The organism is Actinokineospora sp. UTMC 2448, from assembly GCF_024760565.1.
GTDB classification, from domain to species: Bacteria; Actinomycetota; Actinomycetes; order Mycobacteriales; family Pseudonocardiaceae; genus Actinokineospora; species Actinokineospora fastidiosa.
In genome coordinates this window covers 539,069-553,864 of the sequence record NZ_CP031087.1, presented here as the reverse complement: position 1 = coordinate 553,864, position 14,796 = coordinate 539,069, and the positions used below count along the sequence as shown (strand labels likewise).

Here is a 14,796-nt window from a genome sequence, read left to right as displayed (position 1 = left end):
TCAGGCCGCGCCGAGGCGCTGCGTCTCGATCGCCAGGTACAGCTCCGCCGTGCCCCGCGGGTCGGCGAGGTCGCGCCCGGTGAGTTCCTGGACCCGGCGGATGCGGTACCGCACGGTGTTGGGGTGGACGAAGAGGCGCTCGGCGGCGTCCTTGGCCGAGCCGTGCTCGGCGAACCACACGCGCAGCGTCGTCAGCAGGACGTCCCGCTCCGCCGCCGGGAGGGCGAGCAGGTTCGCCAGGATGTCGCGGGCGAGTTCCCCGGCGAGCGCGCCAGCGCCCGCCACAAGTGTCGTGAGTGGACGGTCGGTGAACGCGGCCGCGCCGTGCTCGCCGGGCGCGAGGCAGCGGCGGGCGATCCGCGCGCGGCGCAGGGCGGCGGGCAGCAGGTGCATGCCGGTGACGGGCGGGCTCATCCCGACCGCCCCGGCGAGGCGGTCCAGGCTCTGCCGCAGGCCGCGCAGGTCGCCGGGCACGACCACGACGCCCACCTCGGCGTCGGCCGTGCGCCGCCAGACCGCGCGCCAGCGGGCCGGGTCGACCACGGTGGACGGCGCGGGGTCGGCGGCGTCGGCGTACAGCACGACGAAGGGGCCCGCGACGGGCAGGCCGAGGCCGCGGGCGGCGTCGGCGACCTCGGCGGGCCGGGTGACGCGGCCGTCGAGGAGGCCGTCGAGCCAGGCGGCGCGGGCCTTCTCGGCGCAGCGGGCCTCGTCCGCGGCCACCTCGGTGTACGCCGTCGCGATGGTCTCGGAGTAGGCGTCGACGATGCGCCAGATCGCGGTGCTGACCGGCAGCAGCTGCTCCGGGGTGATCGTCCCCGGCGGGATCGCCCGCTCCACGATCGCCTGGTAGGAGAACGTCCCCGCGATGCGGAACGCCCGCAGGACGGCGGGCAGCGGGATGCCCATGCGGGCCTGCGCGCGGGCGGTCTTGCGGGCGCACTCGATGTGGACGTCGCGGCATTCGAGGAACGCGTCGAAGGCGTTGCGGAGATTGACCTCGCACACCTTGCGCAGCTCATCGGGAGCGGTCTCGTCGACCCGCCGGTAGGACTCCTCCTTGTCGCGCAGGAGCGCGGCGAGCTCGGCCGCGAGCACCGGCAGCCGTCCGAGCTGCGCTTTCGCCACCTCGGCGAGCTCGGGAGGCAGCGGCGACATGACCGTCGGAGCGCCCATCGCACGACTGTAACCCGGCTTTTGCCCATTCCGTACCGGCCGGTAGCGGAATTGTTGTCACACGGGATCGATCCCGAACGCGCCGAGCAGCGTGCCGAACTTCGCCGACGTCTCGGCCAGTTCGGCGGCCGGGTCGGAGGCGGGCATGATCCCCGCGCCCGCGAACAGCCGCATGCGCGACCCGGCGACCTCGGCGCAGCGGATCGCCACGACCCACTCGCCGTCGCCGGAGGCGTCGCACCAGCCGACGACGCCGCTGTAGAAGCCGCGGTCGAACGGCTCCAGCTCGGCGATGGTGTCGCGGGCCAGCGCGGTGGGCGTGCCGCAGATGGCCGGGGTTGGGTGCAGGGCGGCGGCCAGCCGCAGCGACGAGACGTCCGGGTCGGCCAGCGTCCCGGTCACCCGGGTCGACAGGTGCCACACGGTCGGCGTCCTGATCAGCTCGGGGCGCTCCGGCACGGAGATGGCCGTGCAGAACGGGCGCATGGTCTCGACCACGGCGTCGACCACGACGCGGTGCTCGTCGAGGTTCTTGGCCGAGGCCAGCAGCGCGGCGGCGTTGGCCCGGTCCGCGGCGGGGTCCGCGCCGCGCGGGAGCGTCCCGGCCAGCGGGTTTGCCGTGACGGTCATGCCTCGGCGGGACAGCAGCAGCTCGGGGGTGGCGCCGACCAGCGTGGTGTCGGGCAGCTCCGCGGCGAAGGTGTAGCCGCGCGGATTGGCCCGCACCAGCCCCGGGAGCAGCCCGGGGAGGTCGACCGGCGCGGCGAAGTCCAGCTCCAGGGTCCGGGCGAGCACCACTTTGCGCAGCTCCGACCCGTTACGCAGGGTACGCACGGCGGCCGAGACAGCGGCCTCGTACGCCGACCCCGACGGCACCGACCGCCGCTCCACCGGCACCCACCGCGGCGGGGCGCCCGCGGGCGCGACCGCAGGCCCGGCCCGCGTCGCGGACTCGGGAATCACCACATGCGAAGCCGCCCCGGGCAGAAAGGGCAACGCCCCGACGGCGAGCGGGGCACCGGTGTCGAGCAGCAACTTGGCCACCCGCCCGGCGAGTTCATCGGCATCGGTCTCGGCGACCACGGCCTGACCGCCCCGCGCGTGCACCGTGGTCTCCGGCCCCGCGAGCAGGAAGTCGCCGGGGCGGTAACCGGCCACGAGCGAAGCCGCACCCGAGTTATCCACAGGCAGCCACCGTGCCCCTGTTGACAAGTTCGGAAGATCGGTAGTTTGGAAAAAGAGGGCGGTTTGCCCCCGGTTGGGGCGGGGTGCGTTCCCCGGGGTTTGCGGGAATGTGGGCGCGGGTGAGGGCCTGCGTGGGGACCGCCGGGCTCGTGGTCCGTCCGCCGAGATCTACGAGAACGTGAGCGAGGGCCTGCCACGGGGCGGTTCGGCTGGTGGTCCGTCCACAGGCGTTCGAGGGAACGTGGGGACGCGGGTGGGATTGCCTGGGGGCAGCGGCGCTGGTCCGTCCGCCGAGATTCGGGAGCGCATGGTCGCGCGCGAGAGCCTGCCTGCGCGCGGCAGGGCTGGTGGTGCGAGCGCCGGGATTCGGGAGAACGTGACCACGCGCGAGGACCTGCCTGCGAGCAGTCGCGCTGGTAGTCCATCCGCCGTGATTCGCGGCGACGTGATCACGTGCGAGGGCCAGCCAGGGGGCAGTCGGACTGGTGGTCCGTCCGCGAGCGTTCGGGGCAACGTGGTCGTGGGTGAGGGCCTGCCAGGAGGCGGCCAGGCTCGGGGTCCATGTGCCGGGATTCGGGGAGGCGTGGACGGGCGCGAGGGTCTGTTCGGGGGCGGCCGGGGTGGGCCGTTCGAGCGCGTCGTCCACGGTCCCATCATGCCTACCGGGGAGTCGGGGGACGGAACGGGCAGTGCGTGTCCTTGCCCACGCAAAGCGGCAGGTGGGCACCCGTGGGGGTGCCCACCTGCGAAAAGGACCTAGGTCCCGATCTAGCCGAGCGCCTCGATCAGTGCGGCGCGCTGGCGTTCGCCGAGGCCGGCTGCGCGGCGGTCGGGGTCGATGCCCGCCTGCTCAAGCAGGGCGGCGACCTTCACCTGACCGAGTCCGGGGACGGCCTTGAGGAGCGCGGCGACCTTGGTCTTGCCGATGGTCTTGTCGTCCTTGGCCTTGCCGAGCACGTCGGCGATGGTCTTCTCCCCCGCTTTGATCGACGCGAGCAGTTCCGAGCGCGCCTTGCGGGCCTCGGCTGCCTTGGCGAGCGCCTCGGCGCGCTGCTCGGGGGTCAACGTGGGCAGAGCCAACGTAATTGTCCTTTCATTCCCACCCCGCCGTTGCGGCGGCGGGGTCACATCTGGTGTGCGGCACCGCGACTACCCACGGTCACCGCTGGAGGCTGTCGTCCCCACCCGTGGTCGGCGGTGCCACCCGGCCTGCCCGGGTGCCTTTGGCCAGTAAACGACACCTCGGGTCGCAACATACCCCCGACACGCGGAAATCTCCTGTGGAGCGTCCCGTCAACGGGTGACGACGGAGCGTGACAGCATGATCAACTAGCCGTCGGGTGGTGTCCTGGGCCACAGGCGCGCACTAGAGTCACGTCTTACTCGCCAGTAAGTCGGGGACCGAACGCCAGGGAGCTTGAGCGACGATGTTGAGCACCATGCAGGACGGCAACCTGTCCATCGGAACGCTGCTGCGGCACGGATCGAGGGTCCACGCGGGCAGCACGGTCAGCACGTGGACCGGTGACGGCGCGCGCACCACGACCTTCGCCGAGATCGGCGCGGACGCCGCCCGGCTGGCCAACGCGCTGCGCGGCCTCGGCGTCACCGGGGACCAGCGGGTGGCGACGTTCATGTGGAACAACGCCGAGCACCAGACCGCCTACCTCGCCGTCCCCGCGATGGGCGCGGTCCTGCACACCCTCAACCTGCGCCTGTTCCCCGACCAGCTGACCTACATCGCCAACCACGCCGAGGACAAGGTCGTCATCGTCGACGCTACCGTGGCCCCGCTGCTGGCGAAGGTCCTCCCCACGTTCCAGACCGTCGAGCACGTGATCGTCGCCAACGGCCCGAAGGACGCGCTGCAGGCCCCCGACGGCATCCAGGTGCACTCGTGGACCGAGCTGCTGGCGGGCCAGTCCGCCGACTTCGACTGGCCGGACGTGGACGAGCGCGCCGCCGCGGCGATGTGCTACACCTCCGGCACCACGGGCAACCCCAAGGGCGTCGTCTACTCGCACCGGTCGATCTGGCTGCACTCCATGCAGGTCTGCATGAGCGACGGCCTGGGACTGTCCCCCGCCGACACCTCGCTGGTGATCGTCCCGCAGTTCCACGCCATGTCCTGGGGCATGCCGTACGCGGCGTTCATGTGCGGGGCGTCGCTGGTCATGCCGGACCGGTTCCTGCAGCCCGAGCCGCTGCTGGCCATGATCGAGGCGCTCAAGCCCACGCACTCGGCCGCCGTGCCGACCATCTGGCAGGGCGTGCTGGCCGCGCTGGAGCAGAACCCGCGCGACATCTCCAGCCTGCGCGAGGTCGTGGTCGGCGGCGCGGCGTGCCCGCCGTCGATGATGCACACCTTCGCGGAGAAGTACGGCGTGCACATCGTCCACGCCTGGGGCATGACCGAGACCTCGCCGCTGGGCTCGGTGTGCCGCCCGCCCGTGGGCCGCTCCGAGGAGGAGACCTGGCGCTACCGCTACACCCAGGGCCGCCTGCCCGCGGGCGTGCGCGCCCGGCTGGTCGGCGACGACGGCGCCGAGGTGCCGTGGGACGGCGTCAGCGTGGGCGAGCTGGAGGTCAGGGGCCCGTGGATCACCGGGTCGTACTACCGCCTCGACGAGGACGGCGACGGGTCGGAGAAGTTCCACGACGGCTGGCTGCGCACCGGCGACGTCGGCACGCTGACGCCTGACGGCTTCCTCACGCTGACCGACCGCTCCAAGGACATCATCAAGTCCGGCGGCGAGTGGATCTCGTCGGTGGAGCTGGAGAACCACGTGATGGCGCACCCGTCGGTCGCCGAGGCCGCGGTGATCGGCGTGCCGGACGCGAAGTGGGACGAGCGCCCGCTGGTCACCGTCGTGCTGCGGGAGGGAGCCAGCGCCACCCCCGAGGAGCTGCGCGGGTTCCTGGCCGACAAGGTCGCCAAGTGGCAGGTCCCGGAGAACTGGGCGTTCATCCCGGAGGTGCCCAAGACCAGCGTCGGCAAGTTCGACAAGAAGGTCCTGCGCGCCCAGCACGCCGAGGGCAGACTGGACGTCACGCACCTGGACTGACGGCCCGCAGGCGCGGCCCGCGACCGCGGGCCGCGCCGAAGCCGCCCCCGGCCCCGCGGCGCGATGGGTAGGGTCTGCGCTGACCCGGGCGAGCGAGGAGGTGACCGGGGCTGCCGACCGAATCGGGCAAACGCGCCCGCAAGCTGAACGCCACGTCCTATGTGGTGCTGGGGATGCTGTCGTACGCGCCCGCCACGAGCTACGAGCTCAAGCAGCGGGTGGGCATGACCATCGGCAACTTCTGGGCGTTCGCCCACTCCCAGCTCTACGACGAGCCCGCCCGGCTGGCCGAGGACGGGCTGGTCACCGCGACCGTCGAGCAGGGCGGGCGGCGCAAGCGCACCTACTCGATCACTCCGGCGGGCCGCGACGCGCTGGCCGCGTGGCTGGCCACCGAGAGCCGCGAGCAGACCGAGGTCCGCGACATCGGCCTGCTCAAGCTGTTCTTCTCCACCATCGGCACGCCCGAGGACCTGCGCAGGCTCGCCCAGGACCGGTACGAGTCGCACAAGGCGCGGGCGGACAACTACCTCGCCCAGCACGAGCAGATCGTCGACCACGCCGACCGCTGGCAGGTCAAGACGCTGGAGCTGGGCATCCGCTTCGAGCGCACGGTCGAGGCCTTCTGGGCGGAGTTCATCGCCGAACTGGACGCCGAATCCTGACGTGTTCACCGACGCCGACTACCCCGCAGCGCCCTATCCGGGGACCCGTCCCCCGACCTCCTTCGTCCACACCGACGGCCGCGGGTTCCCGCTCGCGCCGGACCCCGCGGCGCTGTCCGGATGGCGGGTCGGCGCCGATGACCTGGACGCCTGGCTGGCCGCGCGGTCGTGCCCGCCGCTGGCCGACCGCGTGCCGCTGCTGTCCTACGGGTCCAACGCCTGCCCGTCGAAGCTGACCTGGCTGCGCGCCGCGCACGGGCTGGGCGGGCCGGTCGTCGTGCTGCGCGCGCGTACGTCCGGGCTGTCCGCGGTGTGGGCCGCGGGGCTGCGCGTGGTGGACGACCAGCGCCCCGCGGTGCTGGCGGCCGCGCCCGACGCGGTCGAGGATCACGCGCTGCTCATGGTCGCCGAGGAGCAGCTGGCCGCGTTCGACAAGTGCGAGGGCCGGGGCGACCGCTACCACCTCGCGACCGTCGCCACCGGCACTGTGTCCACTGAGGACGGTGGAGCGTGGGACCGGGTGCTGGCCTACGCGGGCGCGCGGGAGATCCGGCGGCCGCTGCTGGTGCGCGGCGCGGCGGTGCCGTGCTCGGCGGTGTCGCAGGAGGACGCCGTCCACCTGGTCGGCACGCCCGCCGAGGACGACGGGCTGGCCGCGACCCCGGTGTCCGGGCCGCCGGACCCGCGCGACTTCCCCGGTTCGCTGTTCGTCTACGGCACGCTGCAGCCCGGCGCGGCCGCGTGGCACCTGATGGCCCCGCACGCCGACGGGCCCGCGCGGCCCGCGTCGCTCTCCGGCGCCTTGTACGACACCGGTTTCGGCTACCCGGCGCTGCTGCGCGGCGCGGGCTCGGTCGTGTCGGGCTGGTCGGTGCCGCTGCGCTCCGGCGCCGCGCTCGCCGCGCTGGACGAGTACGAGGGTCCGCAGTACGCGCGCGTACGGGTCGTGTTGACCGACGGCTCGGTGGCGTGGACGTACGTGTGGCTGCGCCCCGTCTCCGGGATGCGCCTGCTCGGCGGGCCGTGGCGGTGAGGTCAGCGGACCCGCTTCCTCGGCATGTCCGACGGCTTGGGACCGCGCGGGATCGGCACCGGCGCGGGCGCCTCGGGGAAGCCGTAGTAGCGGAACAGCTCGACGGCGTCGGAGAGCGGCGCCTGCGGCGCGTCCTTCACCACCGACAGCCGCACGCCCACCCGCAGGCCCTCGGTGTCGTTCTGCGCGCCGCGCAGCGGGACGAAGGTCTCCTTGTGGCCGAACAGGCCCGTCCGCACGGTGACCCATTCGGGTTCCCGGGTCACCCCATCGACGTACACCGTGCCCACGCGGCCGATGCGTTCGCCTTCCGGGTCGTAGACGTCGTGTCCGATGAGGTCCTGCGGCTTCATGTGACCAAAATCGCCCCACCGGACGCCGTGGGCAACCGCGATCACCTGAACGTGGGACGCTTCACCCACCCGGGGATGCGGAAAAGCCCAGCATGCGAAGGATGACGCCATGTCGCTCGACGCGCTCGCAGCCGCGCTCCCGGAGTACGCGGAGGACACCCGCCGCAACCTGCGCTCGGTGCTGGGCGACTCCCCGCTGACCGAGCAGCAGGCGTGGGGCGCCGCCCTGGCGTGCGCGGTGGCAGCGCGCGACCCGCGGGTGCTCGCCGAGATCGCCGACGAGGCGTCCCGGCGGCTGTCGGCCGAGGCCGTGACCGCAGCCAAGGCCGCCGCGTCGATCATGGCGATGAGCAACGTCTACTACCGCGCCAAGCACCTCATCGGCGACGACGCCTACGCGGCGATGCCCGCGCGGCTGGCCATGCGGGTGACCGCGCGCCCCGGCGTCGACAAGCTCGACTTCGAGCTGTGGGCGCTGGCGGTCTCGGCGATCGGCGGCTGCGGGGCGTGCCTGGAGACGCACGAGAAGCGGCTGCGCGCCGCGGGCGTGCCCGCCGAGGCCGCGCACGAGGCGCTGCGCATCGCGGCCGTGGTCCACGCGGTCGCGGTGACCCTCGGGGCCGAGCGTGTGCTCAGCTGATCGGATGACAAGGACCGGGTGAATGGTCCACTCTCTGCGTCATGACCTCCGACCCGCTGGACCAGATCACGCTCTCGCCCCGCCGGTTCGCCGCGGTCCTGGCGTCCCTGGCCCTGCTGCTCGGTCTGGTGCTGGCCATCGTCCCGGTGTGGGTGGCCGGGCCCGACCCCGGCAGGCCCGGATCGGTGAACTGCGGGAACGCCGTCGGCGGGGTGGAGACGGCGTGGATCGTCGAGGACCTCGGCCACGACGTGCGGGTGGTGACCATCGAGTACATCGCCATCTGCGAGCAGGCCGTCGACGGGCGCGGCACCAAGGCGTCGCTGCTGTTCCTCGGCGGGCTGCTGGGGATCATCGGGCTGGGCGTCGTCCGACGACCAGCTTCCCCGGGTTCAGCACCCCCGTCGGGTCCAGCTCCCGCTTGACCGAGGCCAGCACGTCCACGCCGAGCCCGCCGATCTCCTCGGCCAGGTAAGGGGCGTGGTCGACGCCGACGGCGTGGTGGTGGCTGATGGTGCCCAGGCCGGTGATGGCCTCGCAGGCCGCGCGCTTGGCGTCGGTCCACTGGGCGACCGGGTCGTCGGAGCGCGGGACCAGGACGGTGAAGTACAGCGACGCGCCGGTCTCGTAGCTGTGGGAGATGTGGCAGGCCACGATCGGCCTGCGCCCGGCCGTGGTGAGGGAGTCGAGCAGGGCGGTGCGGACCGCTGCGCGCAGGGCGTCGAGGCGCGACCAGTGGGTCGCGGTCTCCAGGGTCTCGACGCACACGCCCGCGTCCATCAGGGCGTCGCGCTGGCGGGGCCCGGCGAAGCGGCCGTGCCGCCACGCCTCGCCAGCAGCCGTCCCGAGGGAGACATAGCCGCTGAGCAGGCGCAGGGTGGCCCGGCGGCGGGCGGCGAGGTCGGCTTTGTCGCGGCCCTCCCAGCCGAGGACGAGCAGGCAGGGCTCGACGACGCCGCGCGCCCTGAGGTAGCGGCGCAGCGCGGTGATCTTCCATCCGCCCTTGAGGGTGAAGCCGACCTCGGTCTCCTGCGGGTCGGACAGGCGCACCACCGAGCACCGGCCGCCGTCCTGCGCCAGCGCGCGGACGGCCGCGACGCCCGCGGCCCAGCCGTCGAACACCAGGCCCTCGTAGCGCTGGACCTCCGGGATCGGCCGCACACGCAGGGCGACCTCGGTGATCACGCCGAATGCGCCCTCGCTGCCGACCACGAGCTGCTTGAGGTCCGGCCCGGCCGCGGACGCGGGCGCGACGCCGAGCCGCCACTCGCCGCGCGGGGTGGCCACGCGCACGCCCTCGACCATGGCCTCGAAGCGACCGTACCCGGCGCTGGCCTGGCCGGACGAGCGGGTCGCGGCGAACCCGCCGACGGTGGCGCGCTCGAAGGACTGCGGGAAGTGGCCGAGGGTGTAGCCGTGCGCGGCCAGCATCCGCTCGGCGTCAGGGGCGACCACGCCCGCCTGCAGCACGGCGATGCGGGAGACCGGGTCGACCGAGACCAGCCGGTCGAGGCGGGCCAGGTCGAGCGCGATCACCGCGGCCTTGTCCCCGCGCAGCGCCTTGACCCCGCCGACGACGGATGTGCCGCCGCCGAAGGGGACCACGGCGATGTCGTGCTCCACACAGGACTCGATGACGCGCTGGACCGCGTCGGGGTCGGCGGGCGCGACGACGGCGTCCGGCACATCGATCTGTCCGCCCCTGTGCGCGACGAGGTCCAGATAGGACAGTCCACCCGAACGGCCGAGCCGGGTCCGCGCGTCGGTGCGGACGTGCTCGTCGCCCACGATCGCGGCCAGCGCCGCGCGCGCGTCGCCGGGCAGCGCGGACTCCGGCACGTCAGGATGGACCACGGGCGTGCGGACGTCGCGCAGCCCGATGCGCTCGCGCAGCCAGCCCGCGGCGTGCGCCGGAAGCCGCGCGTCCGCGGCGCCCGCGGGCGTCCAGGTGGCGCGGGCGTAGGGGTCGAGGTGGTCCGCAACGGGGGTCACGCGCTAGAGTGTGACACATGAACGCGAAACGTCACACCCCGCCTGCGACCAGGGTGGACGACCGCGTGCTGCTCGACGCCGCGAAGGACTGCGTCCTCGCCCAAGGCGTCCGCCGCACGACGCTGACCGACGTCGCCCGGCGCGCCCGGGTCAGCCGCATGACCCTGTATCGCCGCTACCCCGACGTGCGTTCCCTCCTCGCGGCCCTGATGACCCGCGAGTTCGGCGACCTGCTCACCCGCGCGGCCGCCTCGGTCATCGAGGGTCCGACCGCGCGCGACCGCCTCGTGCGGGGCGCGGTGGCGGGCGTCCGCGCGATCACCGCCGACCCGCTGATGCGCACGGTCCTCGACCGCGACGGCGCCCTAGTGCTGCCCTACATCGTCGAGCGGTTGGGCAGCACGCAGAAGATCGCCGAGGCGTACCTGGTCAGCCAGCTCACCGCGGGCCACGCCGACGGGTCCATCCGGCGGGCCGACACCGCGGTCCAGGCCCGCGCCCTGCTGCTGACCGTCCAGTCGTTCGTGCTGTCGTTCGGCCCGGCCACCGCGGACGTCCCCGCCGACGACCTGCTGACCGAACTGACCCACCTGCTCGACGCCGTCCTGCGTCCGGAGTCGCCATGAGGAGCACGGCCCTGAACGCCAGCAGGCGCGCCGACGACCTGGCCGCGCTCGCGGGCGAGACCGTCGACGTGCTCGTCGTCGGGGGCGGGATCACCGGCGCGGGCGCGGCCCTCGACGCGGCGGCGCGCGGGCTCAGCGTGGCCCTGATCGAGGCCCGCGACCTGGCGTTCGGCACGTCACGGTGGTCGAGCAAGCTGATCCACGGCGGCCTGCGCTACCTCGCCAGGGGCGACGTCGGCCTGGCCAGGGAGAGCGCCGCCGAGCGGCACGTCCTGCTCACCCGGACCGCCCCGCACCTCACCAGGGCGCTGCCGCAGCTGGTGCCGCTGACCCCCGGCGTGTCCCCGCAGGCGGCGGCGCTGACGTACGCGGGCCTGACCGCGGGCGACGGCCTCCGCCGGTTCGCGGGCACCCCGTCGGACGTCCTGCCCCGCCCCCGGCGGGTGTCGGCGCCGGAGGCCAGCGCCCTCGCCCCCGGCCTGCGCCACCAAGGCCTCCGCGGCGGCCTGCTGTCCTTCGACGGCCAGGTGATCGACGACGCCCGCCTGGTCGTCGCCCTCGCCCGCACCGCGGCGGGCCGGGGCGCGCGCATCCTGACCAGGGTCCGCGCCCTCATGCTCGACGGCCACGGCGCCCAGGTCCTGGACGAGGTGACCGGCCACGAGATCCACCTCCGGGCCCGAGCCGTCATCAACGCGACGGGCGTGTGGGCGGGCGACCTGGTGGACGAGGTCCGCCTCCGCCCCTCCCGCGGCTCCCACCTGGTGCTGGACGGCGCGGACCTGGGCATCGGCGGCACGGCCCTCACCATCCCCGTCCCGGACCGCTTCGGCAGCTTCGTCCTCCTCCTGCCCCAGCCGGACGGACGTGTGTACCTGGGCCTGACGGATGTCCCCGTGGACGACATCCCCGACGTCCCGACGGTCCCGGAGTCCGATGTGGACTTCCTGCTGGAGGTGGCCGGGACCGTGTTGTCCCGCCCCCTGAGCCGCTTGGACGTCATCGGCTCGTTCGCGGGCCTACGCCCCCTGCTGTCGAACCCCGGCGAACACACCTCAGACCTCTCCCGCCACCACGCGGTACTGGTGGCGAAGAACGGCGTGATCACGGTGGTGGGCGGCAAACTGACGACGTACCGCAAGATGGCCGCAGACGCGATCGACATGGCGATCCGCAAAGCAGGGATGACCCCCAGCCGAACCCAGACCCGAGATATCCCCCTGGTTGGCGCGGCCCCCCGCCGCTATCTGTCCACACTGGAAGCCCCTCAGTGGCTGATCTCCCGCTATGGCACAGAAGCGACGACAATCCACGCGATGGCCCAACTAGACCCAGACCTGGCAAAGCCAGTAACCCCCACCAGCCCCATCACCGCAGCAGAAGTCGTCTGGTCAGTACGCACAGAAGGCGCCCTGACCCCAGACGACGTCCTGGACCGCCGAACCAGAATCGGCCTAGTCCCCACAGACAGAGCAGAAGCCGAACCAGCAGTAGCAGACCTGGTAAAACGAGCCCTAGAGGGCTTGCATTAGGACAAGACCCCCACCCACAAAACGCAACACGCCCCAGACAACTGTCCGATGGGGTGAACTCGCATTCGTGGGGAGCGAGACGGTGCTACCCTCGCTCGGCGCGGACGGCTTCGCCGCTCCGCCCCTAATCCGCGCCGCGCCGTCTCGCTTAGGGGCCCCGCGAATGCGGGTTCACCCCATCGGACACCCCCAAAGCAAATCGCGAACCACCCACCCACCGCAGCCCCACCACCCGCCCGACCCACAACGCCAAGGGGGGAAGGGCGGCAGAAAAGGAAACGAGCTAGACGGAAGGGGCGGATGCGAAAGCGGTCGCATGCGGGAAAGGGCTGATCGAGAGGAAGGGACGCCAGCGCCAGCCTAAGCAGGCGAAGGCAATGAAAGCCACACGCAGGCGACCAGGGCCCGCGACCGAGGCAGCCACAGGCGAACCGGATGGGACCGAGGCAGCCGCAGGCGAACCCGATAGAGACCGAGCCGCCGCAGCCGAACCGAGGTGGCCGGCGACGACCCGCGGTAGCACGAGATAGCCGCCAAGGCGCCCAGCAACGGTTGATAGTCAGCGCAGAAGCAAGGCGGCCCAAGAGACCAGGAGACCCAAAGCGAAAGCGGGCCACCCCAGGAACGAGACGCAGAGCCGGGCAGCGCCATCGCGATGAGCAGACGCAGCGAGAGCACGCCCGAAGCAGGTGCCGGACGGGTTGGCGCTAAGCGGCCAGCCGAAAGAGCCCGCCGACCACTGAGGGCTGCCCCCACCCCAGGAGACAGCCCTCAGCGCAACACCCCTACTGCGCAGGCGCCTCCAGCACCGCCATCAGCGATCCCCACTGCGCCAGCATGTACATCACGCCCGCCAGCAGGTTGTCGACCGGCTGCCAGATGTTCGGGTACCCCGCCACCTGGTGCTGCTGGAACTGCGGGTCCGTGATCTGCATGAGCCCCTTCGGCGGCGTGCCCTCGGCCGCGGACGGGTGGCGCATGTCCATGGCGTGGGGGTTGCCGCCGGAGAGGCGGTCGACGATCTGGGCGATCTGGCCAGCGTCGATGCGCTCCGGGGGGACGCCGTGGTTGATGAGGATCTCGACCGCGGAGCCGATCCACCTGGCGCGGTCCACCCGGGAGGCGGGGACGCCCGGGTCCGGCGGCGGGCCGCTGGGACCGTACGGGGACGGGCGGCCCGGCGGGGGCTGGGTGGAGCCCGGCGGGCGGTATCCGCCCGGCACCGGCTGGTAGCCGGAGTACCCGGGCGGCGGTGGCGCGTAGCCGCCCTGCTGCCCCGTCGGCGTTCCCGGCGGCCGGTACGGGTCGTAGTTGTACGCGGGCGGCGCGTCCTGGGCCCGCGTGGGGCCGGACCAGTTGCTCGGGGTCGTGTAGCGGCGGTCCGCCGCCTCGTCGAGGCTCCGCGTGTCGACCGGGGTTGCGTTGTGGACGCGGGCGCGCGGCGCGGTGTTGGCGCGGCCGCCGATGGTCTCCAGCAGCTGCTTGACGGCCTTGGCCAGGTTCACGATCCGCTGGATCGTCTGCAGGATCTTCTGCAGCGACGAGATGAACTTCTGGACCTTGGAGATGATCTTCTGCGCGGTCTGCACCGCCGTCGCCACCGACTGGGCGATGCCCATGGCGATCGAGGCGCCGAAGCTCAGCCAGGACGCCGACAGCGCCTCGATGATGATCTGGATGACCCGCTGCACACAGCGGTTGATCATCTCAAGCACGGTGTTGCGGACCTCGGCGAGCAGCTGGCCCGCCTGCGTGATCGCCTGGCCGACGGCCTTGCTGACCTGCGACAGCGCCTCCAGGCCCTCGGCCTGCGTCGTGCTGGCCGAGCGGTAGGCGTTGCCAGCGGAGCCGTGCCAGTTGCAGGTCTCCTCGCGCGCTGCCTGGCGGTAGCGCTCGGCGGTCGCGGCGAGCTGGTCGCCGGTGCGGTTCCAGCCCTCGGCGCTGCCGATGATCGAGTTCGCGTCGCCGAGCAGGGCGTCGAAGGGCTCGCGGAGGAACGAGATGTGCTGGATGATCCAGCCGAACCCGGCGCTCGCCGCCGCGCCGAGCGGGTCGCCCGCGATGTTGATGACGTCCATGGCGACGTTGGTGACCGCCATGCCCGCGTCCAGCCAGTCGCCGCTGTCGATGGCGGCGCGGGCGGCGCGGACGTTGTTCGAGATGGTCGCCGCGGCCTGTTCGCCACTGCCCTGCGGCGTGAAGCTGACGGTCACTGTCTCGTCCTCCCGCTGAAGGTGTCGGCGTTGCCCCGGTCGATGGCCTCGTAGTCGTCGGCGACGGCCTCCAGGCCCTGGCGGACCTCGTCGACGGCGGCCGCGACCCGGTTGATGCCCTCCAGCACGTCGCCGCACGCGGAGAGGATCGCCGAGGCGAAGAAGCCGCCGATCAGCCCGTAGGCGTTGTCGGAGACCATCCGCGCCATGCTGCCCGCGCTGTGGACCTGCGACGAGCAGGCCGCCACCGTGCGGGAGTGGCCGCGGACCTCGGCCACGTTGATGCTGAATCCAGTGCCCATGCGAGCCGCTCCCC

At 72.8% G+C, this 14,796-nt stretch carries 14 protein-coding genes; 7 read left to right on the top strand and 7 right to left on the bottom strand.

Annotated elements, in window-relative coordinates; translation table 11 throughout:
• The 3 genes from Actkin_RS02755 to mihF all read right to left on the bottom strand — a co-directional run bounded on the left by Actkin_RS02755 (window position 1) and on the right by mihF (window position 3,441).
• Window positions 1–1,176, bottom strand: a complete 1,176-nt coding sequence (locus tag Actkin_RS02755) for a PucR family transcriptional regulator (RefSeq protein WP_258905743.1) — start codon at window positions 1,174–1,176, stop codon at window positions 1–3.
• A 57-nt stretch (window positions 1,177–1,233) separates the two neighbouring features.
• Window positions 1,234–2,334, bottom strand: a complete 1,101-nt coding sequence (locus tag Actkin_RS02750; protein ID WP_258905742.1) for an isochorismate synthase — start codon at window positions 2,332–2,334, stop codon at window positions 1,234–1,236.
• A gap of 795 nt (window positions 2,335–3,129) precedes the next feature.
• Window positions 3,130–3,441: an integration host factor, actinobacterial type gene (mihF, locus tag Actkin_RS02745; RefSeq protein ID WP_189208570.1), complete on the bottom strand. Its 312-nt coding sequence runs from the start codon at window positions 3,439–3,441 to the stop codon at window positions 3,130–3,132.
• Window positions 3,442–3,788: 347 nt separating this feature from the next.
• Between mihF and Actkin_RS02740 the strand changes: the two genes are divergently transcribed.
• From Actkin_RS02740 to Actkin_RS02730, 3 genes are all read left to right on the top strand, one after another.
• On the top strand, window positions 3,789–5,426 hold the full coding sequence (locus Actkin_RS02740) for a long-chain fatty acid--CoA ligase (protein WP_258905741.1): 1,638 nt from the start codon (window positions 3,789–3,791) through the stop codon (window positions 5,424–5,426).
• Between the two features lie 173 nt (window positions 5,427–5,599).
• Window positions 5,600–6,091, top strand: coding sequence for a PadR family transcriptional regulator (locus tag Actkin_RS02735; protein ID WP_189208572.1), 492 nt, complete (start codon window positions 5,600–5,602; stop codon window positions 6,089–6,091).
• 1 nt (window position 6,092) lies between these two features.
• A complete protein-coding gene (locus tag Actkin_RS02730; RefSeq protein WP_258905740.1) occupies window positions 6,093–7,124 on the top strand; it encodes a gamma-glutamylcyclotransferase family protein in 1,032 nt (343 codons plus the stop codon).
• Window positions 7,125–7,126: 2 nt separating this feature from the next.
• On the opposite strand, the gene Actkin_RS02725 is transcribed toward Actkin_RS02730, so the two are convergent.
• On the bottom strand, window positions 7,127–7,477 hold the full coding sequence (locus Actkin_RS02725) for a PRC-barrel domain-containing protein (RefSeq protein WP_189208574.1): 351 nt from the start codon (window positions 7,475–7,477) through the stop codon (window positions 7,127–7,129).
• Window positions 7,478–7,586: 109 nt separating this feature from the next.
• On the opposite strand from Actkin_RS02725, the gene Actkin_RS02720 reads away from it, so the two are divergent.
• Together Actkin_RS02720 and Actkin_RS02715 are read left to right on the top strand one after the other, a co-directional pair.
• A complete protein-coding gene (locus Actkin_RS02720) occupies window positions 7,587–8,117 on the top strand; it encodes an alkylhydroperoxidase, AhpD family (protein ID WP_258905739.1) in 531 nt (176 codons plus the stop codon).
• Between the two features lie 41 nt (window positions 8,118–8,158).
• Window positions 8,159–8,542: a hypothetical protein gene (locus Actkin_RS02715; RefSeq protein ID WP_189208576.1), complete on the top strand. Its 384-nt coding sequence runs from the start codon at window positions 8,159–8,161 to the stop codon at window positions 8,540–8,542.
• On the opposite strand, the gene Actkin_RS02710 is transcribed toward Actkin_RS02715, so the two are convergent.
• Window positions 8,469–10,109, bottom strand: coding sequence for an FAD-binding oxidoreductase (locus Actkin_RS02710; RefSeq protein WP_258905738.1), 1,641 nt, complete (start codon window positions 10,107–10,109; stop codon window positions 8,469–8,471). The genes Actkin_RS02715 and Actkin_RS02710 overlap by 74 nt on opposite strands.
• Window positions 10,110–10,126: 17 nt before the next feature.
• On the opposite strand from Actkin_RS02710, the gene Actkin_RS02705 reads away from it, so the two are divergent.
• Together Actkin_RS02705 and Actkin_RS02700 are read left to right on the top strand one after the other, a co-directional pair.
• Window positions 10,127–10,735, top strand: a complete 609-nt coding sequence (locus Actkin_RS02705; protein ID WP_189208578.1) for a TetR/AcrR family transcriptional regulator — start codon at window positions 10,127–10,129, stop codon at window positions 10,733–10,735.
• Window positions 10,732–12,267 (top strand): glycerol-3-phosphate dehydrogenase/oxidase, encoded by a 1,536-nt coding sequence (locus tag Actkin_RS02700; protein ID WP_258905737.1) that lies wholly within the window; start codon window positions 10,732–10,734, stop codon window positions 12,265–12,267. Before Actkin_RS02705 ends, Actkin_RS02700 begins: the two co-directional genes overlap by 4 nt.
• Before the next feature lie 785 nt (window positions 12,268–13,052).
• Here Actkin_RS02700 and Actkin_RS02695 read toward each other — a convergent pair.
• Entirely contained in the window at window positions 13,053–14,480 is a 1,428-nt protein-coding gene (locus Actkin_RS02695) for a WXG100-like domain-containing protein (protein WP_189208580.1), read from the bottom strand.
• Entirely contained in the window at window positions 14,477–14,782 is a 306-nt protein-coding gene (locus tag Actkin_RS02690) for a type VII secretion target (protein WP_189208581.1), read from the bottom strand. Before Actkin_RS02690 ends, Actkin_RS02695 begins: the two co-directional genes overlap by 4 nt.
• Window positions 14,783–14,796: the final 14 nt, after the last annotated feature.

Bases quoted from the DNA above. Each gene is read 5' to 3' on its own strand.
- Actkin_RS02755 (WP_258905743.1), bottom strand. From the start codon at position 1,176: ATGGGCGCTCCGACGGTCATGTCGCCGCTGCCTCCCGAGCTCGCCGAG.
- Actkin_RS02740 (WP_258905741.1), top strand. From the start codon at position 3,789: ATGTTGAGCACCATGCAGGACGGCAACCTGTCCATCGGAACGCTGCTG.
- Actkin_RS02735 (WP_189208572.1), top strand. From the start codon at position 5,600: ATGCTGTCGTACGCGCCCGCCACGAGCTACGAGCTCAAGCAGCGGGTG.
- Actkin_RS02725 (WP_189208574.1), bottom strand. From the start codon at position 7,477: ATGAAGCCGCAGGACCTCATCGGACACGACGTCTACGACCCGGAAGGC.
- Actkin_RS02720 (WP_258905739.1), top strand. From the start codon at position 7,587: ATGTCGCTCGACGCGCTCGCAGCCGCGCTCCCGGAGTACGCGGAGGAC.
- Actkin_RS02715 (WP_189208576.1), top strand. From the start codon at position 8,159: ATGACCTCCGACCCGCTGGACCAGATCACGCTCTCGCCCCGCCGGTTC.
- Actkin_RS02705 (WP_189208578.1), top strand. From the start codon at position 10,127: ATGAACGCGAAACGTCACACCCCGCCTGCGACCAGGGTGGACGACCGC.
- Actkin_RS02700 (WP_258905737.1), top strand. From the start codon at position 10,732: ATGAGGAGCACGGCCCTGAACGCCAGCAGGCGCGCCGACGACCTGGCC.
- Actkin_RS02690 (WP_189208581.1), bottom strand. From the start codon at position 14,782: ATGGGCACTGGATTCAGCATCAACGTGGCCGAGGTCCGCGGCCACTCC.